The 24145-nt window shown below is 65.4% G+C and carries 25 protein-coding genes; 9 read left to right on the top strand and 16 right to left on the bottom strand.

What is annotated here, in order from left to right; all coding sequences use genetic code 11:
- The first annotated feature begins 62 nt into the window (after positions 1–62).
- From QCE48_RS22905 to QCE48_RS22890, 4 genes are all read left to right on the top strand, one after another.
- Entirely contained in the window at positions 63–1538 is a 1476-nt protein-coding gene (locus tag QCE48_RS22905) for a mannitol dehydrogenase family protein (protein WP_309782364.1), read from the top strand.
- A 243-nt stretch (positions 1539–1781) separates the two neighbouring features.
- Positions 1782–2576: an ABC transporter substrate-binding protein gene (locus tag QCE48_RS22900; RefSeq protein WP_309782362.1), complete on the top strand. Its 795-nt coding sequence runs from the start codon at positions 1782–1784 to the stop codon at positions 2574–2576.
- Between the two features lie 226 nt (positions 2577–2802).
- Positions 2803–3918: a M14 family metallopeptidase gene (locus tag QCE48_RS22895; RefSeq protein WP_309782360.1), complete on the top strand. Its 1116-nt coding sequence runs from the start codon at positions 2803–2805 to the stop codon at positions 3916–3918.
- Positions 3919–3999: 81 nt separating this feature from the next.
- On the top strand, positions 4000–5214 hold the full coding sequence (locus QCE48_RS22890) for an NAD(P)/FAD-dependent oxidoreductase (protein ID WP_309782358.1): 1215 nt from the start codon (positions 4000–4002) through the stop codon (positions 5212–5214).
- Between the two features lie 18 nt (positions 5215–5232).
- On the opposite strand, the gene QCE48_RS22885 is transcribed toward QCE48_RS22890, so the two are convergent.
- Positions 5233–5601 (bottom strand): nuclear transport factor 2 family protein, encoded by a 369-nt coding sequence (locus QCE48_RS22885; RefSeq protein ID WP_309782356.1) that lies wholly within the window; start codon positions 5599–5601, stop codon positions 5233–5235.
- Between the two features lie 210 nt (positions 5602–5811).
- Between QCE48_RS22885 and QCE48_RS22880 the strand changes: the two genes are divergently transcribed.
- The gene (locus QCE48_RS22880; RefSeq protein ID WP_309782354.1) at positions 5812–6984 is read left to right on the top strand and encodes a porin; all 1173 of its coding nucleotides are present in this window, start codon (positions 5812–5814) and stop codon (positions 6982–6984) included.
- Positions 6985–7044: 60 nt separating this feature from the next.
- Here the strand turns inward: QCE48_RS22880 and QCE48_RS22875 are convergent, their stop codons facing one another.
- Positions 7045–7707: a MarC family protein gene (locus QCE48_RS22875; protein WP_309782352.1), complete on the bottom strand. Its 663-nt coding sequence runs from the start codon at positions 7705–7707 to the stop codon at positions 7045–7047.
- A 167-nt stretch (positions 7708–7874) separates the two neighbouring features.
- Here QCE48_RS22875 and QCE48_RS22870 point away from each other — a divergent pair, with 167 nt between their 5' ends.
- The gene (locus QCE48_RS22870; protein ID WP_309782350.1) at positions 7875–10517 is read left to right on the top strand and encodes an excinuclease ABC subunit UvrA; all 2643 of its coding nucleotides are present in this window, start codon (positions 7875–7877) and stop codon (positions 10515–10517) included.
- Between the two features lie 43 nt (positions 10518–10560).
- Here the strand turns inward: QCE48_RS22870 and QCE48_RS22865 are convergent, their stop codons facing one another.
- Together QCE48_RS22865 and QCE48_RS22860 are read right to left on the bottom strand one after the other, a co-directional pair.
- Complete coding sequence (locus QCE48_RS22865) at positions 10561–11622, bottom strand: alkene reductase (RefSeq protein ID WP_309782348.1); 1062 nt, start codon at positions 11620–11622, stop codon at positions 10561–10563.
- A 71-nt stretch (positions 11623–11693) separates the two neighbouring features.
- Positions 11694–11990 (bottom strand): metalloregulator ArsR/SmtB family transcription factor, encoded by a 297-nt coding sequence (locus QCE48_RS22860; RefSeq protein ID WP_309782346.1) that lies wholly within the window; start codon positions 11988–11990, stop codon positions 11694–11696.
- A 442-nt stretch (positions 11991–12432) separates the two neighbouring features.
- Here QCE48_RS22860 and QCE48_RS22855 point away from each other — a divergent pair, with 442 nt between their 5' ends.
- Positions 12433–12690 (top strand): hypothetical protein, encoded by a 258-nt coding sequence (locus QCE48_RS22855; RefSeq protein ID WP_309782345.1) that lies wholly within the window; start codon positions 12433–12435, stop codon positions 12688–12690.
- Between the two features lie 66 nt (positions 12691–12756).
- Here QCE48_RS22855 and QCE48_RS22850 read toward each other — a convergent pair whose 3' ends face one another.
- Positions 12757–13149 carry a VOC family protein gene (locus QCE48_RS22850; RefSeq protein WP_309782344.1) on the bottom strand — a complete coding sequence of 131 codons (393 nt, stop codon included), beginning with the start codon at positions 13147–13149 and terminating at the stop codon, positions 12757–12759.
- A gap of 51 nt (positions 13150–13200) precedes the next feature.
- Positions 13201–13569, bottom strand: a complete 369-nt coding sequence (locus QCE48_RS22845) for a YciI family protein (protein WP_309782342.1) — start codon at positions 13567–13569, stop codon at positions 13201–13203.
- 185 nt (positions 13570–13754) lie between these two features.
- On the opposite strand from QCE48_RS22845, the gene QCE48_RS22840 reads away from it, so the two are divergent.
- Positions 13755–14162: a DUF6232 family protein gene (locus QCE48_RS22840; protein WP_309782340.1), complete on the top strand. Its 408-nt coding sequence runs from the start codon at positions 13755–13757 to the stop codon at positions 14160–14162.
- Between the two features lie 27 nt (positions 14163–14189).
- On the opposite strand, the gene QCE48_RS22835 is transcribed toward QCE48_RS22840, so the two are convergent.
- From QCE48_RS22835 to phnS, 5 genes are all read right to left on the bottom strand, one after another.
- Complete coding sequence (locus QCE48_RS22835) at positions 14190–16643, bottom strand: glycogen/starch/alpha-glucan phosphorylase (RefSeq protein WP_309782339.1); 2454 nt, start codon at positions 16641–16643, stop codon at positions 14190–14192.
- A gap of 279 nt (positions 16644–16922) precedes the next feature.
- Positions 16923–17744 (bottom strand): 2-aminoethylphosphonate ABC transport system, membrane component PhnV, encoded by an 822-nt coding sequence (gene phnV, locus QCE48_RS22830; RefSeq protein WP_309782337.1) that lies wholly within the window; start codon positions 17742–17744, stop codon positions 16923–16925.
- Positions 17734–18654, bottom strand: a complete 921-nt coding sequence (phnU, locus tag QCE48_RS22825) for a 2-aminoethylphosphonate ABC transporter permease subunit (protein ID WP_309782334.1) — start codon at positions 18652–18654, stop codon at positions 17734–17736. The genes phnV and phnU overlap by 11 nt, the downstream gene beginning before the upstream one ends.
- A complete protein-coding gene (gene phnT, locus QCE48_RS22820) occupies positions 18632–19645 on the bottom strand; it encodes a 2-aminoethylphosphonate ABC transport system ATP-binding subunit PhnT (RefSeq protein ID WP_309783764.1) in 1014 nt (337 codons plus the stop codon). Before phnT ends, phnU begins: the two co-directional genes overlap by 23 nt.
- Positions 19646–19713: 68 nt before the next feature.
- Entirely contained in the window at positions 19714–20787 is a 1074-nt protein-coding gene (phnS, locus tag QCE48_RS22815) for a 2-aminoethylphosphonate ABC transporter substrate-binding protein (RefSeq protein ID WP_309782333.1), read from the bottom strand.
- Positions 20788–21011: 224 nt separating this feature from the next.
- On the opposite strand from phnS, the gene QCE48_RS22810 reads away from it, so the two are divergent.
- Complete coding sequence (locus tag QCE48_RS22810; protein WP_309782332.1) at positions 21012–21197, top strand: hypothetical protein; 186 nt, start codon at positions 21012–21014, stop codon at positions 21195–21197.
- 13 nt (positions 21198–21210) lie between these two features.
- Here the strand turns inward: QCE48_RS22810 and QCE48_RS22805 are convergent, their stop codons facing one another.
- The 5 genes from QCE48_RS22805 to QCE48_RS22785 all read right to left on the bottom strand — a co-directional run bounded on the left by QCE48_RS22805 (position 21211) and on the right by QCE48_RS22785 (position 24060).
- On the bottom strand, positions 21211–22377 hold the full coding sequence (locus tag QCE48_RS22805) for a L,D-transpeptidase (protein ID WP_309782330.1): 1167 nt from the start codon (positions 22375–22377) through the stop codon (positions 21211–21213).
- A gap of 204 nt (positions 22378–22581) precedes the next feature.
- Positions 22582–22848: an RNA-binding protein gene (locus QCE48_RS22800; protein WP_309782327.1), complete on the bottom strand. Its 267-nt coding sequence runs from the start codon at positions 22846–22848 to the stop codon at positions 22582–22584.
- 5 nt (positions 22849–22853) lie between these two features.
- Positions 22854–22979, bottom strand: a complete 126-nt coding sequence (locus QCE48_RS22795; protein ID WP_309782325.1) for a hypothetical protein — start codon at positions 22977–22979, stop codon at positions 22854–22856.
- A 129-nt stretch (positions 22980–23108) separates the two neighbouring features.
- The gene (locus tag QCE48_RS22790) at positions 23109–23516 is read right to left on the bottom strand and encodes a hypothetical protein (RefSeq protein WP_309782324.1); all 408 of its coding nucleotides are present in this window, start codon (positions 23514–23516) and stop codon (positions 23109–23111) included.
- Positions 23517–23544: 28 nt separating this feature from the next.
- Positions 23545–24060 carry a hypothetical protein gene (locus QCE48_RS22785; RefSeq protein WP_309782320.1) on the bottom strand — a complete coding sequence of 172 codons (516 nt, stop codon included), beginning with the start codon at positions 24058–24060 and terminating at the stop codon, positions 23545–23547.
- Between the last annotated feature and the right edge of the window lie 85 nt (positions 24061–24145).

Below are 24145 nucleotides of genomic sequence, written 5' to 3'. Positions count from 1 at the left end.
ATGCTACCATACAAGTATATTAAATCGTCAACCGCGGGTTTTCCCGCCCTTCGAGCTCGAAAATGACCGAAAAATCAAGGCTTTGCCGCGCTGCGCTGGCTTCATTGAAGTCGCACACGCTTTCGCCGGAATGGCGTGAACCGCGGATTGGCATCGTGCATCTTGGGATCGGCAACTTTCATCGCGCGCACGAAGCGGTCTTTACGGAAGAGGCGATGCTCGCGGCGGGCGGCGACTGGGGAATCTGCGGCGTGACGCTGCAAGGCGACGTCGCCAAACGAGACGCACTCATGGCGCAGGATGGCTTGTACAGCGTGGTCGAGCGCGGGCCGGACGGCGTGCGCGTCACCGTGATTCGCGCGCTAAAGGAAGTGCTCGCGATGCCGCACGACCGCGCCCGCCTCTTCGCGCTCCTCGCCGACGAGACCGTGCGCATCGTTTCGCTGACGGTCACAGAGAAAGGCTACTGCCGCGATACGAAAACCGGCGATGCGGACCTTCGGCATGAAGGCATCGCGCGGGACCTGGCGAATCCGGACGCACCCTCGACCGTGCCCGGCATTCTCACCGCCGCGCTTCGGCAAAGGCGTGACGCCGGCACGCCGCCGTTCACCGTGCTGTCCTGCGACAACCTCTCGCACAACGGCGCGGCTTTGAAGCAGGCGGTCGTCTCGTTCGCGCGAGCCCGCGACACCGCGCTCGCCGACTCGATCGACGCCCACGTCGCGTTTCCCTCGACGATGGTCGATCGCATCGTGCCCTCGACCACCGATGCCGACCGCGAAGCCGCATTCGACGCGCTGCATATGAAGGACGCCGCGCCCGTCCCGTGCGAGCCGTTCCGCCAATGGGTGCTCGAAGACCGCTTTCCAACGGGACGCCCCGCGTGGGAAAAAGCCGGAGCACAACTCGTCGACGACGTGATGCCGTTCGAGATCGCCAAGTTGCGCATGCTCAACGGCACGCATTCGACGCTCGCCTATCTCTCGATGCTCGCGGGCTTTGCCACCATCGACGAAGCGATCGCGCATGCGCCGTTGAAAAAGCTGATCCACGCGATGATGACGCAGGAAATCGCGCCGACGCTCGACGTGCCGCCTTCCTTCGATGTGCTCGCGTACCGCGACGCCCTGCTCGCGCGCTACGCGAACGCGGCGCTCAAACACCGCACGGCGCAGATCGCGATGGACGGCAGCCAGAAGATCCCGCCGCGTCTGCTCGCGACGATCGAAGCGCGCCTGAACGCGGGTCGATCGATCGAACGGCTCGCGCTCGCGGTCGCCGCGTGGCTCGTGTTCCTGCGCGGCCGCGCCGACGACGGCACGCGCTATGAGATCAGCGATCCGATGGCCGCGCGGCTGACGGCGAGCGTCACCGACGAGCCGGCGCAACGCGTCGAAACGATGCTCGCGATCAACGAAGTCTTCCCGCCGGAACTCGCCCGCCGCGACGACTTCCGGCGTCCGCTTCAGGCGGCCGTCGTCCGCTTGCAGGGCGGTGCGCGCGCGGCCATCGAACATTACGCCGCGCTTGCATGACGGGCCGCGCGCGGCGCAACCGGGCGTCAAAACGCTACATTCTGCGGAGGCCACGCGAGGATTGCCTCTAAACCTGCGCCATCGGGGCTTTCACTAACTCCGCAACTATTTTGGGATGTTAATCTGCTGCGGATTCTGACAGGACACGATCCTCGGAATAGCAACCGTGCGGCGCAACTCGCGCCGCCGACCCGGAAACGAGACCTGCCGGGATGTAAAGACCACCCTCTGGAGTTTAAAACAGTGAAAAAACTGCTTGCCGCCCTGTCGATGTCCCTCATCGCAGTCACGTCGCTCACCGCCGTCACCGCAGCACAAGCCAAGGATTATTCGACGATCCGCTTCGGCGTCGACGCAAGTTATCCCCCGTTCGAATCGAAGGGTCCGGACGGCAAGCTGGTCGGCTTCGACATCGATCTCGGCAACGAAATCTGCGCCCGCATGAAGGCAAAGTGCGTGTGGGTCGAAAACGATTTCGACGGCATGATCCCGGCACTGAAGGCGAAGAAGTTCGACGGCGTGCTCTCGTCGATGTCGATGACGCCGCAACGCGCCGAACAGATCGCGTTTTCGAGCAAGCTCTTCAACACCCCGACGCGCCTCGTCGCGAAGAAGGGCAGCAACGTCAAGCCGACGGCTGAAGGCCTCGCCGGCAAGACGGTCGGCGTCGAACAGGGCACGATCCAGGAAACCTACGCGAAGACCTACTGGGCCTCGAAGGGCGTGACGGTCACGCCGTACCAGAACCAGGACCAGGTCTACGCCGACCTGATCGCGGGCCGTCTCGACGCCGCGCTGCAAGACGCGGTGCAGGCCGAAATCGGCTTCCTGAAGACGCCGCGCGGCGCGGGCTTCGACTTCGCAGGCGCGAACATCGACGATCCGAAGACGCTCGGCAACGGCGCCGGCATCGGTCTGCGCAAGGAAGACACCGACCTGAAGAAGGGCATCGACAAGGCTATCGCCGAGATCATCAAGGACGGCACGTACAAGAAGCTCGAAAAGAAATACTTCGACTTCGACGTCTACGGCGGCTAGGGCCGACGCCGCCCAACGCGGCTGAAGCTTCACGGCAACGGGCTCCGCGCTTGGCGCGGAGCCCGTTTTTGCTTGGGGCGCGACGCCTTTCGGGCTTGTCAGCGGCCTTTTTCAGCTAAGATCGAACGTCGGAAGCGCGTGGCCGGCCCGAGACACCGGCGCAATCGCCTTCCGCACCTTGCAACCATCCAGAGCGCGACCGCGCGTGCGTCGCGCGCAGAAGACCATGCAGACCAGAACCCATCAGCTGATTTCGCCGACGCTCGGCACCGCCCGCTCGATCACGAGCTTCCATTACGGTCCCGCCGACGGTCAGAAAATCTACATCCAGTCGTCGCTGCACGCGGACGAGCTGCCCGGCATGCTCGTCGCGTGGCGGCTGCGCCGGCAGCTTGCCGAATTCGAAGCCGCGGGCAAGCTTCGCGGCGAAGTGGTGATCGTGCCGGTGCCGAACCCGATCGGCTTGAACCAGTTGCTGCACGGCCAGCTGCTCGGCCGCTTCGAGGCGAACAGCGGCCACAACTTCAACCGCAATTTCCACGATCTCGCCGCGCTCGTCGCGCCGCGTATCGAAGCGCGGCTCACCGCCGACATCGACGCCAACAAGCGCGCCGTGCGCGCCGCGATGCGCGAAGCGCTCGACGAGCAGACGCCCGCCACCGAACTCGAATCGCTGCGCCTCGCGCTGCAAAAACTCTCGTTCGACGCCGACGTCGTGCTCGACCTGCACTGCGACCTCGACGCCGCCTTGCATCTCTACACGAATCCGGACATCTGGGAAGAAGTCGAACCGCTCGCGCGCCATCTCGATTCGAAGGCGCAACTGCTCGCGCTGAATTCGGTCGGCAATCCGTTCGACGAGATTCACAGCTTCTGCTGGTCCGACCTGCGCACGCGTTTCGGCGAGCGTTTTCCGATTCCGAACGGCGGCATCTCGGTCACGGTCGAATTGCGCAGCCAGCACGACGTTTCCTACGACTTCGCCAACGCCGACTCGCAAGGCATCGTCAATTACCTGATTCATCGCGGCGTGATCGACGCGCCCGCCGCGCCCATGCCACCGCTCGCCTTCCCGGCGACGCCGCTCGCGGGCGCCGAGCCGATCGTCGCACCCGTGTCGGGCGTGCTCGTGTTCCGCGCGAAGGTCGGCGCGTTCATCGAGGCGGGCGAAGCGATCGCGGACGTCGTCGATCCGATCACCGATACCGTCACCACGCTCAATTGCACGACCTCCGGCGTGATGTACGCGCGGCACATCACGCGTTTTGCGACCGCCGGGCTCGAAATCGCGCGCATCGCCGGCGCGAAGGCGTTCCGCACGGGCTCGCTGCTGTCGGCGTGAGCGCAATCTTCGCGGTAGTTGCATAGCGAAGACGCCCCGGCATAGCATGGCGCGAGCCATGTCTGCCGAAGGAGCGTCCGATTGACACCGTCCGACTATGACGTCGCCATCGTCGGCGGCGGACTGGCCGGAGCGACGCTCGCGCGTTCGCTCGCCGGCAGCGGCATGCGCACGCTCGTCGTCGAGCGTGCGCATGCGTTCAAGGATCGCGTGCGCGGCGAAGGTCTCCTGCCGTGGGGACGCGTCGAGGCAGCGAAACTCGGCATCGAGCCGCTTCTGAAGCGCGCCGGCGCGATCGACGTGCGCTACTGGAAGCGCTATCTGGGCGGCGCGCCGCGCGACTGCCGCGATCTCGTCGCGACCACGCCCGGCCGCCACGGCTGCCTCGACTTCTATCATCCCGACATGCAGCGCGCGCTGCTCGACGCCGCCGAGTCGGCGGGCGCGCACGTGCGGCGCGGCGTCGAAGTCACGGCGATCGAGCCCGGCGCTCCGCCGTATATTCGGATACACACGGCTCACGGCGATGAACGCGTGAAGGCGCGGCTCGTCGTCGGCGCCGATGGAAGAAGCTCGAAGGTGCGCGGCGCGGCCGGCTTCACGGTGCGCCGCGACGAACACGCGCTGATGATCGCGGGCGTGCTGCACGAAGGCGTGCAGTTGCCGGACGACACCGTGCAATACGTGCAGAAGCCTTCCGAAGCGCGCGCGGCGCTCGTCTTCCCGCTCGGTCAGGGGCGCTTTCGGTCGTACTTCGTCTATTCGTCGGCGAATGCACCGCGCACGATGAGCGGCAACGGTCATGCCGGCGACTTCGTGACGTCGTGCATCGAAGCGGGCGCGCCGCCCGAGTGGTTCGAGGCAGCCGAAGCCATCGGACCGCTCGCGGCGTATCCGGGCGCGGACGCGTGGGTCGAGCATCCGTATCGCGAAGGCGTCGTATTGATCGGCGATGCCGCGGCGGCCAGCAATCCCGCGTGGGGCTGCGGCCTCGCGCTCACGCTGCGCGATGCGCGCGTGCTGCGCGATCGCCTGCTGGCATCCGACGACTGGGACGCGGCCGCGCACGCCTACGCAGCCGAACACGATGCGTATTACGGCGCGCTGCATCGCCTGCACGGCTGGCTCACGCTTCTGATGTACGAGACCGGCCCGGCCGCCGATGCACGCCGCGCCCGCGCGTTTGTGCGCCTCGCCACCGATCCGTCGCGGGCGGTCGATCTGCAGGGCCTCGGTCCGGAATCGCCGAGCGACGACGCCACGCGCCAGCGTTTTTTCGGCGAAGACGCGGATTGAACGCGATCGACGCGCCGCTCAGAACGGCACGAGACCGCACTGCGCCGCCACGACGCGCCATGCGCCACCCGTCTCGCACCACGTGCGCGTATAGCGCAGGCTGCCGGCGAAGGGGGCGCCGCCGAACGACCCGCGCAACGCCACCCGCGTGACCGTCACCGCGCACTTTTCGTAGACGCGGACGGTCTGCTCTTCCACGTCCAGTTGCTCGATGCGCTGAAGTCCATAGCGATGCCCGTTCAGGTCGTCGGCCTTGGTCCACACCTTGCCCGTTGCATCGACGAAGCTCAGGTCGTCGGCGAGCAGCGCGTCGAGCGCGTCGGCGTCGGAGGACAGCATCGCCTTTTGCAGGCGCCCTTCCAGTTCGCGGATTCCGTTTTCGTCCATCTCCGTGCTCTCCTTGCATGAAGTCGAGCCGCGAGCATAACGCGAAGCCCGCTGTCGCATCCGCGAGACACGCGGACGCGTCGAAAGCGTTGTCACATTCCTTTCTTGAGCGTCCGCTACATTGCGCCCGTCGCCGCCACGGGCCGAAGAGCCCGGCGCGCCGCCGACGACACCAACCACATCGCTAACCACCGCTCATCGGAGAAAGTCTTGAACAAGAATTTGCTGGCGACCGCCGCGCTCGCCTCCTTCGCCGCTTTCGCATCGACCGCGCACGCGCAAAGCAGCGTGACGCTCTACGGCATCATCGACGCGGGTATCAGCTACGTGAACAACAGCGCGACGCGCACCGGCAGCGACCACCTCTTCAAGTACGACGACGGCGTCGCACAAGGCAGCCGCTGGGGCCTGCGCGGCACGGAAGACCTGGGCGGCGGCCTGAAGGCGATTTTCGTGCTGGAGAACGGCTTCAACAGCGGCAATGGCACGCTCGGCCAGGGCGGCGCGCTGTTCGGACGCCAGGCCTACGTGGGTCTCGCGAAGAACGACGCCGGCTCGCTCACGTTCGGCCGTCAGTATTCGTTCTCGACCGACTATCTCGGCTCGAACTACTCGATCGGCGGCCAGACCGTCGCGGGCAACTACGCGTACCACATCAACGATGTCGACCAGCTGACGTCGAGCCGCATCAACAACGCGGTGAAGTTCAGCAGCGCGAGCTTCTACGGCGTGACGTTCGGCGGCATGTACGGCTTCTCGAACCAGGCGGGCGCGTTCGCCGGCTCGCCGACCACGACGGCGGGCGGCGTCACGACGCAAGGTTCGTCGCGTGCCTACAGCTTCGGCCTGAACTACAAGCTCGGCAGCTTCGGCATCGGCGCGGCCTACACCGACATCCGTTTCCCCGGCTCGTCCACGCCCGCGTTCAGCACGGCGATGGCGAACGTCGCGACGGGCGGCAACAAGGACCTGCGCACGTTCGGCATCGGCGCGAACTATGCGTTCGGCGGCGCGACGGTGTTCGGCCTCTGGACCAACACCCGTTTCGAGTCGACCACGGGCGCGACGTCGAAGCTCAACGCGTATGAAGCGGGCGGCAAGTACGCGTTCACGCCAGCGATCACGGGCGGTCTGGGCTACACGTACATGAAGCTGACGGACGCCGCAGACGGCAAGTGGCAGCAAGTCGATGCAAGCGTCGACTACGCGCTCAGCAAGCGCACCGATGTCTATCTGCTCGGCATCTATCAGCATGCGTCGGGTTCGAACAATGGCGTCGACGTCCAGGCGCAGATCGGTTCGAGCACGAGCTACTTCGGCACGTCGGGCACCGGCTCGAACAACCAGGTCGCCGTGCGGATCGGCATGCGCCACAAGTTCTAAGGCGTTCGCCGCAGCGTCCGAAGCGGGCCGCACGATGTCGTGCGGCCCGTTTTTTTTGCGCTAATGCAGCTTCGCAAGCGGGATCAGGAATTCGGAGATGCCGGTCAGCATGATCTGCACGCCGACGCACAAAAGCAGGAACGACGAAATCCGCATCGCCACCTTGGTGCCGTCGATGCCGAGATAGCGCGCGAACCGCGCCGAGTGGCTGAGCGTCATATAGACCGCGAGCGCGATCAGCGCCGAGATCGCGATCGACGCCACCGCCGACACCAGAAACTCCGAGAGCTTGTGCGTCCGGTTCGCGTTGAGCGCAATGGCGGTCGCGATGGAGCCCGGCCCGGTGGTGAGTGGAACGGTCAGCGGAAAGAATGCCTTCGACATCGCGTTGTCGGCGTCGACATTGCGCGCCGTCGCCTCTTTGGTGCGCACGTCGGGCGCATTGAGCATCTGCCAGCCGCTCACCGCGACCGCGAGCCCACCGCCGATGCGCAGCGCCTCCATCGAAATGCCGAACAAATGCAGGATCGGCGTGCCGAGGAAGAACGCGACCAGCAGCACGCACGCCGAATTGATCGCGACCTTCTTCGCGAGCGCGTCGCGCTCGTCGCCCGCGAGCCCTTCCGTGCGGTCGAGAAACACGAACGCGACCCCGAGCGGGTTGATGATGCTGATCAATCCGGTGAAGCCGAACAGAATGTCCGAGATCAGGCTGCCTACCATGAAGCTCCTCGCTCTATGCCGGTGCGACGGTGCTTCCCATCAATACACCATCGGCGGCGGTTTAGGCACGCACCATGCACGCGTGGTCGAATCATAGGGGCTTCCCGTCGATATCCGCAAACGACCCGGCGGCGGTTCGGGCGCGGGACTTGCTGGCGTCGCAACGTATGAACACCCTTCCCGCCGATAAAACCGCGCCGACCCTGCGCGGCTTCGTGCGTGTGCGAGGCGCGCGCGAACACAATCTCAAGAACGTCGATGTCGATATTCCGCGCGACGCGCTCGTCGTATTCACCGGCGTGTCCGGCTCGGGCAAGTCGTCGCTCGCGTTCGGCACGCTCTATGCCGAAGCGCAGCGGCGCTATTTCGAGTCGGTCGCGCCCTACGCGCGGAGGCTGATCGAGCAGGTCGGCGTGCCCGAAGTCGATGCGATCGAAGGGCTCCCGCCCGCCGTCGCGCTTCAGCAGCAACGCGGCACGCCGAGCACGCGTTCGTCGGTCGGCAGCGTGACGACGCTTTCGAGCCTCGTGCGCATGCTCTACTCGCGCACCGGCCACTATCCGCCGAAGCAGCCGATGCTCTACGCCGAGGACTTCTCGCCGAACACGATTCAGGGCGCGTGCCCGACGTGCCACGGCCTCGGGCGCATCTACGAGGTGACCGAAAAATCGATGGTGCCCGACGATTCGCTGACGATCCGCGAGCGCGCGATCGCCGCGTGGCCGCCCGCGTGGCACGGCCAGAATCTGCGCGACATCCTGGTGACGCTCGGCTATGACGTCGACACGCCGTGGCGCGATCTGCCGAAAAAAGATCGCGAGTGGATTCTCTTCACCGACGAAACGCCGACGGTTCCCGTCTATGCCGGGCTCACGCCCGCAGAAACGCGCGCAGCGCTTAAGCGCAAGCTGGAGCCGAGCTATCAGGGCACGTTCACCGGCGCGCGCCGCTACGTGCTGCACACGTTCGCGAACACGCAAAGCGCGCTGATGAAAAAGCGCGTGTCGCAATATATGGTCGGCAGCGCCTGCCCGACGTGCGACGGCAAGCGCTTGAAGCGCGAGGCGTTGTCGGTGACGTTTGCCGGACTCGACATCGCCGAGTTCTCGCAGATGCCGCTCGCGCGCGTCGCCGATTTGCTCGCGCCGATCGCGCGCGGTGAAGTGCCCGCGCACGCCGTCGCGAACGACGACGCCATTCTCAGCCGCCGCGCGATGCGCGAGGCGACCGAGCGGCGCGTCGCGGCGGGCGGCTCGGCGCACAAGGCCTCGCCCGACGTGCGACGCACGCCGAACATGTCCGACGAGAAGCGCGTCGCGGCGCAGCGTATCGCGGAAGAACTGCTCGAACGCCTCACGACGCTCACCGATCTCGGCCTCGGCTACCTCGCGCTCGATCGCGCGACGCCGACGCTGTCGTCGGGCGAGCTGCAACGCCTGCGGCTCGCGACGCAATTGTCGTCGCAACTGTTCGGCGTCGTGTATGTGCTCGACGAGCCCTCCGCCGGCCTCCATCCCGCCGACGGCGAAGCGCTGTTCGCGGCACTGGAACGCCTGAAGGCGGCGGGCAATTCGCTTTTCGTCGTCGAGCACGACCTCGGCATGATGCGGCGCGCCGACTGGCTCGTCGATGTCGGGCCGGCGGCAGGCGAGCACGGCGGACATGTCGTCTACAGCGGACCGCCGCCGGGGCTCGCGAAGGTGGAGGCGTCCGAGACGCGCAAGCATCTCTTCGCCACGCACGAGCGCGCGACGCATGCGCCGCGCGCGCCTTCGGGCTGGCTGCGGCTCTCGAAGATCACGCGCAACAATCTGCACGAACTCGACGCCGCGTTTCCGCTCGGCTGCTTCACGACCGTGACGGGCGTTTCCGGTTCGGGCAAGTCGAGCCTCGTGAGCCAGGCGCTGCCGGAACTCGTCGCGAGCCATCTGGGGCGCACCATCGCGGCGGACCCCGACGACGAACTCGACCCGCTCCTCGCCGCGCCCACGCAGCCGACCGGCGGCGACATCGTCGAGGGCATGGCGTCGATACGGCGGCTCGTGCGGGTCGACCAGAAGCCGATCGGCCGCACGCCGCGCTCGAATCTCGCCACCTACACCGGCCTTTTCGACCATGTGCGCAAGCTTTTCGCCGCCACGCCCGCCGCGCGCAAGCGCCGCTACGACGCGGGCCGCTTCTCGTTCAACGTCGCGAAGGGACGCTGCCCGACCTGCGAGGGCGAAGGCTTCGTGAGCGTCGAACTGCTGTTCCTGCCGATGGTGTATGCACCCTGCTCCACTTGCCACGGCACGCGCTACAACGCAGAGACGCTCGGCATCGAATGGGGCGGCAGGAATATCGCGCAGGTGCTCGGAATGACCGTCGACACCGCCTGCGAATTTTTCGCCGGCGAGCCGCAGGTGATGCGCGCGCTGAACGTGTTGCGAGACATCGGGCTCGGTTATCTGCGGCTCGGCCAGCCCGCGACCGAACTCTCCGGCGGCGAGGCGCAGCGCATCAAGCTCGCCACCGAACTGCAGCGTGCGCAACGCGGCGATTCGCTCTATATCCTCGACGAGCCGACCACCGGCCTGCATCCCGCCGACGTCGACCGGCTGATGACACAACTGCAAGGGCTCGTCGACGCGGGCAACACGGTGATCGTGGTGGAGCACGACATGCGCGTCGCGGCGAACAGCGACTGGGTGATCGACATCGGACCCGGCGCCGGCGACGAGGGCGGCACGATGGTGGCCTGCGGCACGCCGCGCGAAGTCGCGAAGGTCGCGGGCAGCCATACGGCGAAATACCTGAAAAGGCGGCTGTAAACGCAAAAACAGCGGCCGAAGCCGCTGTTTTCTCCTAATCCGCTTACTCTGCCGTTTCCAGCATCGGATAGTCGGTATAGCCTTCCGCGCCCGCCGCGTAGAACGTCGAGGCGTCCGGCGCATTGAGCGACGCATCCACTTCGAAGCGGCGCACGAGGTCCGGGTTCGCGATGAAGGTCTGGCCCCAAGCCACCGCATCGGCGTCGCCGCGCGCGATGGCCGCCTGCGCGCTTTCCTTCGTGAACTTCTCGTTCGCGATGTACACGCCACCGAATGCCTTCTTCAGTTGCGGTCCGAGGCTGTCGGCGGCTTCGTGCTCGCGCGCCGCGATGAATGCGATCTTGCGCTTGCCAAGCTCGCGCGCCACGTAGCCGAAGGTGGCCGCGCGGTCGCTGTCGCCCATCGTGTGCGAGTCCGCACGCGGCGCTAGATGCACGCCGACGCGATCCGCACCCCACACGTCGATACATGCGTCCGTCACTTCGAGCAGCAAACGCGCACGATTTTCGATCGGGCCGCCGTAGATGTCGGTGCGCTTGTTCGTGCTGTCCTGCAGGAACTGGTCGAGCAGATAGCCGTTCGCGCCGTGCACTTCGACGCCGTCGAAGCCCGCGCGCTTCGCGTTCTCGGCGCCCTTGCGATAAGCCGCGACGATGCCCGGAATTTCGTCGAGTTCGAGTGCGCGCGGCGTCACGTATTCGCGCTTCGGACGCACGAGGCTCACGTGACCGCCCGCCGCGATCGCGCTCGGCGCGACGGGCAGTTCGCCATCGAGGAAAACCGGGTCCGAGACGCGGCCGACGTGCCACAACTGCAGGAAGATCTTGCCGCCTGCGTCGTGCACGGCCTTCGTCACGAGCTTCCAGCCTTCGACTTGTTCGTCGGACCAGATGCCCGGCGTATCCGCGTAGCCGACGCCCTGCGGCGTGACCGACGTCGCTTCGCTCAGGATCAGGCCGGCCGCGGCGCGGTCGGCGTAGTACTTCGCCATCAGCGCGTTGGGCACGCGCTCGACGCCCGCGCGCTGACGCGTGAGCGGAGCCATGACGATGCGGTTGCGCAGGGTGAGCGCGCCCACTTTGAGCGGGTCAAAAAGAGTTGCCATGAATAGTGATCCTTAATGAATTTGAAAGGACTTGGAAGGCTTCGACGACTTTCAGCGCCTGCACGAACGTCCTACAGACCCGTGTTGATGTGATCGAGGAACGCCTGGATGACGGCCTCGTCGCGTTTAAAAAAGACCCACTGGCCGATCCGCTTCGACGTCACGAGCCCTGCCTTGTGAAGCGTGGCGAGATGCGCCGAAACGGTCGATTGGGACATCGCACAACGCTCGTCGATCTGACCCGCGCAGACGCCATTCGCCAGCGGCAGTTCCTGCTGACTGAAATACACCTCCGGCTCCTTCAGCCAGGCGAGAATCTCCCGCCGGACCGGATTAGCCAGGGCTTTGTGAATCGCGTCGATGTCCATATGTTTGCCGATGGGACCTGATGAATCGCCTTGAATCGAACTATATATCGGCAAAGTCCGATATGCAAGGATTGACATTGTTCGGCTTAAGGGTATTCCCGGACGCCAAACTGAACTGGCCGTTTGGCAGAGTGTCTCGGAAGTGCGCACCGCAGGTATAAAGAGGAAACGGATTTGTCGCAGACTGGAGCCCAGTCTGTTGCAAATTTCCGAGTCTCGCGTGCTCGCGAATGAGACGTCAGCGCGACACGATACAGAGTTGAATCCGGGTGCCGGAAAGACACAGCAGTCCGAACGAATATTGCGTCGAATCGCATTGTGAGACGCCGCAAACTTGCTATGATGAGAAACGTTGAATGAGGTCGGAAATGGAATGCCACAAAGAATTAACGCTCGCGCTGCAGGCGCCTCGTTCGACGGATCATGGCAGGAGCAATCGAATATGAAACTGGTAGAACGCGTATCGCATCTCGAGTCGGATCTCACAGCAATGAGATCCGATGTGTCTGTCTTGAAAACGGATATGTCCGTCTTGAAGACCGATGTGGCCGCCTTGACGATTGATATGGCCGTCGTGAAGTCCGACTACGCCACCAGGGCGGACGTACTCGAAGCCAAAAACTCGGTCATCGTCTGGGTCGTTTCTGCTGTTTTTATCGCGCAACTGCTCCCCGGCTTTCTCAAGAAGTTCGGTCTTTGATGCATGGTCGGTGGTGCGCCACCGTTGTCGCCACGGTGCCGCATAACGGCTCGCCGATCGCCCCCGTCAATCCGCTTCCAGCACCGAAAGCACATTTCCCGCCGGATCCCTGAACCACGCGATCACTGGGCCGCCGCTCGCCCGGCAGATGCCGCTGGCGTCCGTCTTTAGATCGGGCTCGTCGTAGTGCTCGAACTGCACGCCGCGTTTCGTGAGCGTATCGACGGCATCGTCAACACTATCCACCGGGAAATTGAGCACCGTAAACGTCGCCGGCGTGTGGTTCGGCTTCGGGTACAGCAGCACATTGTTGCCGTCCGCGAGACTCAACGTCAGCAGTCCGTTCGACTCGGAAACCGTCAGTCCGAGCGTATCGCCGTAGAAGGCCCGCGCCTTCGAGATGTCGTTCACCGAATAGCCGCTGAAGGCACGGCTGGTTTTTAGAAGATCGTGTTGCATCGTTTGTCTCCTGCACAAAGAAGTTTCCGCCACGAAAGCGCTATTGCGCGCTCAAGCCGGTCCGCCCCAGCCGCTCAGGTCCCTGATTGGCCGCACTTCCACGCAACCGAGGCGCGCCGGCGGAATATCCGATGCCACGCGAATCGCGTCGTCCAAATCCTGCGCTTCGATCAGGATGAAACCGCCCAGCTGCTCCTTCGTTTCGGCGAAAGGGCCATCCGTCACGAAAACGCGGCCGTCCCGCGCGCGCAGCGACTTCGCCGTCTGAGCCGGCTGAAGCGCGTTCGACGTGACGTAATGGCCGCTTCCTCGCATCGTTTCGTCGTAGGCGACCGACTCCCGGACAAGCGCGTCGAATTCCGGCGGCGACAGCGCGTCGAGCGTGCGTTCGTCGTAATAGATCAGACAAAGGTATTTCATCGGCGTCTCCGGGTCTCCAGGAAGGGGCTCACTGGATCGTCGTTTGAGGAACGCGAAAATCGACACGCCGCGCAGAAAAATTTCGGCGTGAACGTTCCGCACGCCGCCTGTGGCAACCCGCGCCATACAGAGCGGCGTGGCGTCTGGTAATCTGCGCGCTTCCTTCAGCCGCTTTCTCTCATTCGATGCAAACGGAACCTCCATTCAACGAACGCGGCGTCACGCTTTCGCGCGCCGGTCTTTCCGCCGCCGGTCAGATGTTTCCGCTGCGCGACCTGCGTTCGGCGCGCGTCGTGCGCATTGCACGCAAGAAGCCGCTGCCGATCGCCATCGCGGCGATCGGATTCGCAACGCTCGTCGCCGGCGCGATCACGGGCTCGGGGCCCGCGCTGGTGCTCGGCGTGATGATTGCGGTGGTCGGTTATCTCTCGTGGATCACGCAGGACGTCATCTATCAGTTGCTCGTGACGACGCCCGATGGCGAGCGCGAGGTGCTCATCACGACCGACGAGGCGTTCGCCGAGCGCGTCGCCGCGCTCGTCCATCAGGCGATCGAGAAGCACGCGCAGAGCGCAACGCCGTCTGCAAGCTGACGCGCGGTTGAGCCGCGCCGTCCGTCGTCAGCCGAGGTCGAGCGGCTCGACGTGCCAGATTTCATGCGCGTATTCCGCAATCGTCCGGTCCGACGAGAAAATGCCCATCCCGGCGACGTTCTCGATCGCGCTTCTCGTCCACGCGTCCTTGTCGAGAAATTTCGCGTCGACTTCGGCCTGGGTCTTGTCGAAGCTGTCGAAATCGGCGAGCACCATGTAGTGATCGCCCCAGTCCACGAGCGTGTGAAAGATGTCGTAGAAGCGATGCGGCTCGTCGGGCGAAAAATGCCCGAGCCGGATCTGGTCGAGCGCGACCTTCAACTCCGGATTGCTCTCGTAGATCTGGCGCGGCCGATAGCCTGCCGCGCGCAGCGACTCGATCTCGTCGGTCGAATGGCCGAACACGAACATGTTTTCGCGGCCGACGGCATCGCAGATTTCGATGTTCGCGCCATCCAGCGTGCCGATCGTCAGCGCGCCGTTCAGCGCGAGCTTCATGTTGCCGGTGCCGGACGCTTCCGTGCCCGCCATCGAAATCTGTTGTGAAAGATCGGCTGCGGGAATGATCAGTTCCGCGACGCTCACGCCGTAGTTCGGAATGAAGCCCACCTTCAGCCGGTCGCCGATGAGCGGATCGGCGTTGATCTTCTTCGCGACGTCGTTGATGAGCTTGATGATGTTCTTCGCCATCTTGTACGCCGACGCCGCCTTGCCCGCGAACATCACGACGCGCGGCGTCCAGTCGCGCTCCGGCTCCTCGCGGATGCGGTTGTAGCGCACGATCACATGCAGGATGTTGAGCAACTGCCGCTTGTATTCGTGGATGCGCTTGACCTGCAGATCGAAGAGCGCGTTCGGGTCGATGATCGCGCCCGTTTCGCGCTTCGCGCGCTCGACGAGCCGCAACTTGTTCGCGAACTTCGCTTCGTGGAAAGCGCGGCGGAAGTCGGGATCGTCGCGCCATTCGCGCAGGCGTCCGAGTTCGAAGAGATCGGTGCGCCAGCGCGGCCCGAGCCGCTCGTCGATCAGCGACGACAGCGACGGACTCGCCTGCGCGAGCCAGCGGCGCGGCGTGATGCCGTTCGTCACGTTGGTGAAGCGCTCGGGATACATGCGCGCGAAGTCGGAGAAAATGTTCTGCGTCATCAACTGCGAATGCAGCTTCGACACGCCATTCACCTTATGGCTCGCGACGATCGCGAGATGCGCCATGCGCACGCGGCGCTGGCCGTATTCGTCGACGAGCGAGATGCGGCGGATCAGATCGACGTCGCGGCCGAATTTCTCGGTGACCTGCTTCAAGAACTGCGCGTTGATCTCGAAGATGATTTCGAGATGGCGCGGCAAGAGGCGCGCAAGCATCTCGACGTCCCACGTTTCGAGCGCCTCGGGCATCAGCGTGTGATTCGTGTACGAGAACATCTGCTGCACGAGCTTCCATGCCTTGTCCCACGGCACACGATGCGTGTCGACCAGAAGGCGCATCAGTTCGGGAATGGCGAGCACCGGATGCGTGTCGTTCAGGTGCACGGCCACCTTCTCCGCGAGGCGCCCGAAGTGCGAATGCGTGCGCTGATAGCGGCGGATCAGGTCCTGCATCGTCGCCGAGACGAAGAAATATTCCTGGCGCAGACGCAGTTCGCGGCCGGCCTGCGTCGAGTCGTCCGGATAGAGCAGGCGCGAGACGTGCTCCGACGTGTTCTTCGCCTCCACCGCGCGCCGGTAGTCGCCCTGGTTGAACGCGGAGAGATCGAATTCGTCGGTGGCGCGCGCCGACCAGAGCCGCAGCGTGTTGGTCGCCGTGGTCGCGAATCCGGGGATGACCGTGTCATACGCCATCGCGTTCACATGCTCGGTCTCGATCCACTCGGTGCGGTCGTCGTACTGCACGGTGCGGCCGCCGAAATGAACCAGATAGACCACTTCGGGACGCGGAAACTCCCACGGATTGCCCGCGCGCAGCCAGTAATCGGGCGTCTCGACCTGATTGCCGTCGACGATCGTCTGCCGGAACATGCCGTATTCGTACCGGATTCCGTAGCCGAAACCCGGAATGCCGACCGTCGCCATCGAGTCGAGGAAACACGCCGCCAGCCGCCCGAGGCCGCCGTTGCCGAGCGCGGCATCCGGTTCCAGATCCTCCAGCGTGTTGATGTCGACGCCCAGACCCGAGAGCGCGTCGCGCACCTCGTCGTGGATGCCGAGCGCGAGCAGCGCGTTCGTGAAGGTTCTGCCGATCAGGAACTCCATCGACAGGTAATAGACGCGCTTGACGTCCTGTTCGTATTGCTGGCGCGTGGTGCGCATCCAGCGCGCGACGAGCCGGTCGCGCACCGCCAGTTCGACCGCGTGCAGCCAGTCGCGCGGCTGCGCGGTCACCGCATCCTTGCCGACGCCGTACATCAGGCGGTTTGAAATGGAGCGCCGCAGCGCGTCGACAGTACTGTTGAGCTGGTCGAATTCCAGATCGACGGATGTCATCGAAGCCTCCGGTGTTTGCAGCGTATGCAACGGGGCAAGGCGCGTGCCGCGCATCCGAAACGAAAGGCAGCCGGTCGACGCCAGGCGCCCGTGGCATGGGTGAAGGTGCAGGTTACGCTAGTTTTATTTTTTTTGGTATGACCGCACGATTGATGATTTTTCGACACCGCTCACGCGAAATGTGCTTGATTCTGTAACATTTTCAACGTCTGGAGAGCGTTCGATGCTGCATCAAAATGATTCGCGATCCTGATGTTCTTACTTCCATGCACGATGCGTTCAGCCGCGTCGCCGTGGCACGCGCGCGGCGATCAACAGGAGCGCCGCCAGCGACACGCCGAGCAAAATGAGCGACAACGCCGAAGCCGGCAAGTAATATCCGCGATTCACCTGCCCCACCACGACGATCGGCACCGTCGCGAAACCTGGCGGATAGACGGTCAGCGTCGCGCCGAGTTCGCCGAGCGAGAGCGCGAAACCGAGCGCGAGACTCGCGCGGATCGCGGGCACGAGTTGCGGCAAGACGATCCGCGCGAGCACCATGCGCGGCGGTGCGCCGAGGCTCGCCGCCGCTTCGCGCAGCACGGTCAGCTCGGGGCGCAGCGCGGCGGCGGCACTTCGATAACAGAACGGCAGCACGAGCGCGAGTTGCACCAACACGACGATCGCCGCCGATCCCGACAAATCCACCGGCTTCTTGTGATAAGCGATCAGCACCGACAGGCCGAGCACGACGCTCGGCACGCCGTTCGGCATCATCGCGACGGCATCGACGAGCGCGCCGAGACCGCGCCGGTCGCGGCCCTCCAGCGCGAGCGCAAGCCACAGCCCGAGCAGCGTGCCGAGCACCGCGACGCCGAACCCGATTCCGAGGCTCGTCGTCAGCGCGTCGAAGTCGCTCGAACCGAGACGCTCGAACCAGCGCATGCTGAAACCGTCGGGCAGGATCGTGCCGGACCAGTGCGCCGCCACGCTCGACATCGCCACCACCAGCACCGGCAGCACGAAGAGCCAGAAACACAGCAACGCGACGAAAATCGTGAACAGAGCGCCCGCCAGCTTGCGCGGCTTCGCTGCAACGAGCGGCCATTCAGCGGCCATCGCGGCCTCCCGTGCGGCGATTCACCCAGCGATACAGCGCATAAAGCGACAACGACATCGCCAGCATCACGACCGAGCCGGCGGCGGCCGTCGCGAGGTCGAGATCGACGGTGGCGGCGCTGTAGATCGCGATCGGCAGCGTGATCAGGTGCGCGCTGCCGAGCACGAGCAGGATGCCGAACTCGTTGAGCGTCAGGAGGAAGCAGAGGATCGTGCCCGCCGCGATGCCCGGCCACGCGAGCGGCAGCACCACCTTGAACGCAACGCGCCAACCATTCGCGCCGAGGCTTTTCGCGGCTTCGACGAGCCGCATGTCGAGCGTCGCGTAAGAGGCGAGCGTCGGCCGGACGACGAACGGCGCGTAGAACACGACTTCCGCGAGAATCACGCCGCCGATGCCGAACAGGAAGTCGAGCGGCGGCGCATCGAGCTGAAAGAGGTGCTTCAAGCCGATACTCACGGATCCCTGCGATCCATACAGAAAAATCAGCGTGAACGCGACCAGAAACGACGGAAACGCCACGAACAGTTCGAGAAACCGCGTCAGGAGCTTCGTGCCGGGAAACGGCCGGAAGAACAGCATCGACGCGAGCGCGACGCCCAGCAGCGACGCGAGGCCCGCGCTCGCGAACAAAATGCCGAGCGTCGTGCCGATCACGCCGCGCGTCTCCGGATTCGCGAAGAACGCCGTGTACGCGTGCAGACTGAAGCCGCCGGGCGCGCTCACGCTCAGGATCACGAGCCGTGCGAGCGGATACGCGACGAGCGGCCCCAGCATCACGATCAGGATGAAGAGCAGTTGCCACTGCGCGTAGCGCTCGCGGCGCCGGACTTCGGACGCGTGCGCGGCGAACTGCGCGGCAAGACGCGGATCGGCGGCGGCGTCGTCAGGGACGAACAAGGACGACATCGTCTGCCTCGTAGCGAAGGGAAACCCGCGCGCCCTTTTCGGGCATCGCGGCGTGATTGCGCTGCATCGTGACGAGCACGGGCGCTTCGGGATAAGCATCGAGCACGACGGACACCGAAAGCACCGCGCCATACCATTCGACCGACGCGATCGCGCCGTGCAGTTGCCCGTCGCCCAGCGGCACGATCGCCAGCCGCTCGGGCCGCACGCACGCCACGCGCTCGCGTTCCGCATGCCGCGCGTCGCCGACCGGGAACACCACGCGCGGCGGCAGCAAATTCGCCGCACCGAGATAGCGCGCGACGAAGCCGTCGATGGGCGCGTCGTACAGCTCGCGCGGCGTGCCCAGTTGCGCAATGCGGCCGTCGCGCATCAGGAGCGTGCGGTCGGAGAGAACGAGCGCGTCGTCCTGATCGTGCGTCACGCAGACGATCGTCAGGTTCGGCAGGCGCTCGTGCAACGCCTTCAGCTCCGAGCGCACGGAGGCGCGCAGGTTGGCATCGAGCGCGGAAAGCGGCTCGTCGAGCAGCAGCACGTCCGGCTCGATCACGAGCGCGCGCGCCAGCGCCACGCGCTGCTGCATGCCGCCCGACAGTTGCGCGGGCATCACGTGCCCGGCGTCGCCGAGTTGCACGAGCTTGAGCGCATCGGCGACGCGCCGCGCGATCTCGCACGCCTTCAGGCGCCGCGCGCGCAGCCCGAACGCGACGTTCTCGAACACGGACAGATGCGGAAAAAGCGCGTAGCTCTGGAACAGCAGCCCGAGATTGCGCCGATGCGGCGCGACGTGCGTCAGATCGCGGCCCGCGACGGTCAGCGTGCCCGCGAGGCCGTCGGCGGCGACGAAGCCCGCGATGAAGCGCAAAAGCGTGGTCTTGCCGCAGCCGCTCTTGCCGAGCACGGTCAGCAGTTCGCCGCGCTGGATCGTGAGCGACAGATCGTCGAGCACGGTGCGCGTGTCGAAACGCACTGTGAGCCGGTCGATGTGCACGCCCGCGGCGCCGCGCGTGCGGCTGGCCGCGCCGTCCTCGCGGACGACGGGCGCAAGCGCGAGCGTGTTCACGACTTCGGCTTGACGACTTCGACCTGCTTGCCGGAATTGCCGATCACCTCGTTCTTCCAACGCGCCGTCCAGCCTGCTTTCTTCTCCATCACCTGATTCCAGTCGACCGGAATCAGCTTCACGCCCGCGATCGCCTGCTTGACGGCCTCGCCGTTCTTGCCAGCGAGCGGCACGTCGTTACGGCCCGGAATGCCGTAGATGTCCGGCACCTTCGATTGCACGTCCGTCGACATCAGATAGTCGATCAGCTTCTTGCCCGCCGCCTGGTTCGGCCCGCTCTTGATGAGGCCGATGCCGTATGGCAACTGGAACGTGGTTGGCGCTTCGCCGGCCTTGTGCGAAAGGAACAGCGGCCTGATCGACAGACCGCCGTTGGCGGCATCGTCGAGGTCCATCTGGAGGTCGCCGTTCGCGAACGCGATCTCGTTGCGCGAAAGCAGCACATCGAGGTAGCCCGTGCCCTTCGTGTGGAATTTGGCGCTCTGCTCCAGCGTCTTCAGGTAGTCGAACGCCTTGTCCTCGCCCATCAGCGCCGAAGTCAGGATGATGACCGCCATGCCGTCGCCGGCCGTCGCCGGATTCGAATACGCGATCTTGCCGCTGTAATCCGGATGCAGCAGATCGGCGAAGGTCGTCGGCGCCGTCTTCGTGACTTCGGGATTGATCGCGAACGAGAAATAGTTGTTGACGAAGGTCGCCCACGCGCCGTCGGGCGCCTTCGCGATCGCCGGCACGTTCTTGTAGTTCACGCTCTGGTACGGCTGCAAAAGGCCGGACTGCGACGCCTGCTGGATGAACGGCGGCAACGTGACGATCACGTCGGCCTTCGGCGAATCCTTCTCGACCGTCGCGCGGTTCACGACTTCCCCGCTGCCCGCCGTGACGATGTTGACCTTCACGCCCTCCTTCTTCTCGAACGCGGGCAGCACGTCCTTGTAGAGATTTTCGAGGCCGTCGGCGGTATACAGAACGACGGCGTCTGCGGCTTGAACGGGCATGGCGGCTACCGACAGCGCAGTGACGGCGAGCGCCGGCAACAGGCCGCGCGCGAAGGATGGGATCCGGGTCATGGTCTCTCTGGTCGAAGCGGGGTCGATGAAAACGGACACCGGCGTGGCGCCGGATGTCGATCGACGGAAGCATCGCCGAACTTCGTGACATCGCCGTGACGTTCATCGGAACGCCGCGTCAACCCGCGCGCGTTCAACGTATTCTTTCCCGAGCGTGACCAATCGGCGCGCGTTCGGTTGCTAGACTGGACGCCTGACGTTCCACTTCCAGACAGGGCTTTCAGATGTATAAAAAAGGTGTCGTGATCGAGATCCAGTTTCCGCCCGGGCGTCTGAACGACGCGGCCGGCGACCCGTACTGGATCGACCTGACGCTCGACGAAGCGCGCAGGCTCCACGACCAGCTCGCCGCGCGCTTCACCCGCGACGCGCGCGCGAACCAGCCGCTCGACACGTTCTCCATCGAGTGACGCGCCCGGTCCGTCAGTCCGCCGAATCCGCGTTCGCCGGGACTTTCGCGCGGACCGCGCCGCCCGGCGCGGGCGACCACGCCGGGCGCACCTTGCGCGCCGTATCGACGACGACCAGATAGCGCCCCGCCCACGGCGTCGCCTCGCGCTTGTTCTTCAGGATCCACAGCGATTCGCCTTCGGCCGCGCGCGCTTCGTAGTCGGCGTCGAGGATGCCGCGATGGTCGAGAAACACGTTCAGCGCCGCCGGAATCCGCACGCAGCCCTTCGAATGGCGGATGCCGAGCACCGGTTCGAGCTTGTCGGGATCGGTCGCGTGCATCTGGAAGCGCATCGGCGAGATGCCGCCCTTGCCCCAGCCGCGCTCGCTGTCCGCCCAGCCGAAATCGTAGATGCGCATGTCGCGCGCGCCGTAGCCGCGGATGCCGAACTCGTTTTCCGTGCCCTCCGCGCGATAGTCCATGTTGAGCGGCGTATGAGCGAAGACGCCGAGCGGCGTCAGGAAGTGGTCGTAGGTGCCCGGGCGTCCGGTGGCAACCGGCGTCGCGCCGATCATCGACCAGGCGTCGCCCGGTTTCGCGCGGAAGTAGATGAAGAGCGCCTGCGCGTTCTGACTGCGATCGACGAGCACGACGTATTCGTTCGCCAGATCGCCGTGGCCGTGGGCGGCGAGCGTCTGTTGAAGCAGGCGGCCGTAAGCCTGCTGATCCGCGACGGGCACGGCGAGCCGGCGCTTCACCTCGCTGACGAAGACCTGCCGCAGCGCGAACGCCCCGGCGGGATCGAGCCCGGACTGCTGCGCGACGTTCGGCGCGGGCGGCGGCGGCGCGACCTCGGCTTCGACCTCCGACGCGCCGGCTGGCGGCGGCGCTTCCTGCGCCCCGCTCGCGGGCACGGACGGAACGGGCGACGTGGGCGGCACGGGCATCGCGGGCAGCGGCCGGCTCTCTTCGCGTGGACGCGGCAATTGCACCGGACCGCCGTTCACCGGCGGGGGCGCGCCGGGCGTCGGCAGCAAGGGCGGCCATTCACGCGGCTGCTGCGCCGTCGATGCCGAGGCCGGCGCGCTCCGCCCGTCCTGACCGAGCGCGGGCACGGCCGTCACGGCCGAGGCGAGCGCCGCGACGATCGCGAGGCATAGTGTCCCGCGCCTTGTGTCCTTCGAACCTGCGTGAAGCATCGAACTCCTGGGTGCCTTCCGTTCGGTCGACCTGTCGCGCCTTTTTCACGCGCGATGCGCGGTCACAAAAAAACCGGTGCATTCGACTGCACCGGTTTCCTGAAACGAATCGAAGGATCGGAATGGTTCGACGCACCGCACATCGGGTTCGTCGCGTTCTGGCCCGCAAAGTTCAACGCGCCGCCGCCCCGCCGACGACGCCCGCTAATGCAGCCGCGTCGATGCGTCGCCGGATGCGGACGCCCGGGCGCGCAACGGCGTGTCGCGCAGACGCCGCCGGGACAGACGCTGCGCGATCACTTCGCCGATATACGGCAACTCGGTGGTGAGCGTGGCATCGGCGTAGGCGTCGGGCGTACCCGCGCCGTAGACCTCGATCTCGGACACATAGTTGCCCAACTCGTTCTCCAGAAAGCACCGCACCTCGGAAGCGGCGCACCGGAGCGGAAGGTTCCAGATCAACAGATGCATGGCGCTCACCGCTCGCGATACGCACCGGAGCGCGGCGCGATGCGCACGGGCTGCAGGCGCGCGCGGCGGCTCATCGCGGCATGGAAGAGGCTCGCGCCAGCGAGCAGGACGCAGAATGACAGGACGATCATCGGGGCTCCACAGGACTATTTTCAAGACAAATACATGGTAGTCACGGGAACACGTGTTGCCGTGCGACATTTTGACTTTTTAATCGTCGGAAAGCCGCGTCAAGCGGACATCGCCGCTTGACGCCGGATTCAGCGCGCTGTCGCGAGGTCGGCCGCGCTGACCCTGTAGCTCATCCTGTCGCTCGGCGGGCGCACGAGAACGGCGCTCGGATCGTCGACGCCATCGTCGTGGACCGTGCACACGCGCAGGCCGTCGCGCAGCATTTTGACCTGCCCGCTGTCGGCGAACAGCGCGAGATGCTGCGCCGTGACCGGATGCAACTGCCGATAGACGTCGAAGCTGATCGCGCCGGGCGTATCGCCGACGATCGTCATCGCCTGCCCTTTTCCGCACTCGGGCGACGCCGTGTCGTGTTTGACGCCGGGCTGCGCCGCCGCGCCGTGGCTCGCGAGGGCGAGCGCCGCCACGCCGAGCGCGGTCAGCGTGAACCGGACAGCCGCGATGCGCTTCTGCGCGTGATCGAGCATTGGGTGCATGAAATTTCTCCAAGTTCGGTGGTTTCGTTCATGAGCCCGCACACGTCAGGCTCGACAGATTCGGGTAGCGATTCGACCAGTCGCCCGCGATGGCTGCCTGCGCCACGGCGAGCGTGATGTCGCCGGTGCAGACGCAGCGTTTCAGGAACACCGCGAGCCGTTCCTTGCGGCGCTGGCCGCTGCGTCCTTCCCAGGGCCGCAGGTCGAGATTCGCCGGCGCGCTCGCGAGGCCGCCGAGCAGCACGGGAATCCGGTGATCGAGCGCGTATTCGGACGCGAAAGCCTCGTCGATGCCGCGCTGCTTTAGCAGACGCTGCTTCTGGCGCATCTGGACGTCGAACGACGGCGACACCCGGTCGGCATAGCCCGGCACGCAGATCGTGTCGACGATGGTTCTCTGCGTGACGTGCGGATCGAGCCAGTCGCCCCGCTGCGCGAACGACGGCGCGGCGACGAGCGCGGTCGCGAGGAGCGCGAGCGTCGCCGCGGCGCGCAACGCGCGGCCCGGGCGCTGCGGGCAAGCCAGGAAATGCCTTCGATTCATGCGTCGGTTGGGGCGCGTGCGATGCGCGGCAAATGCGCGGACCTGTTATTGAGACAAGTGAAAGGTCCATTAAAACACACGCTGA

This window comes from Caballeronia sp. LZ024 (assembly GCF_031451455.1).
GTDB classification, from domain to species: domain Bacteria; phylum Pseudomonadota; class Gammaproteobacteria; order Burkholderiales; family Burkholderiaceae; genus Caballeronia; species Caballeronia telluris.
The sequence above is the reverse complement of the archived record's forward strand: the minus strand, read 5'-3'. Positions and strand labels throughout refer to the sequence as shown.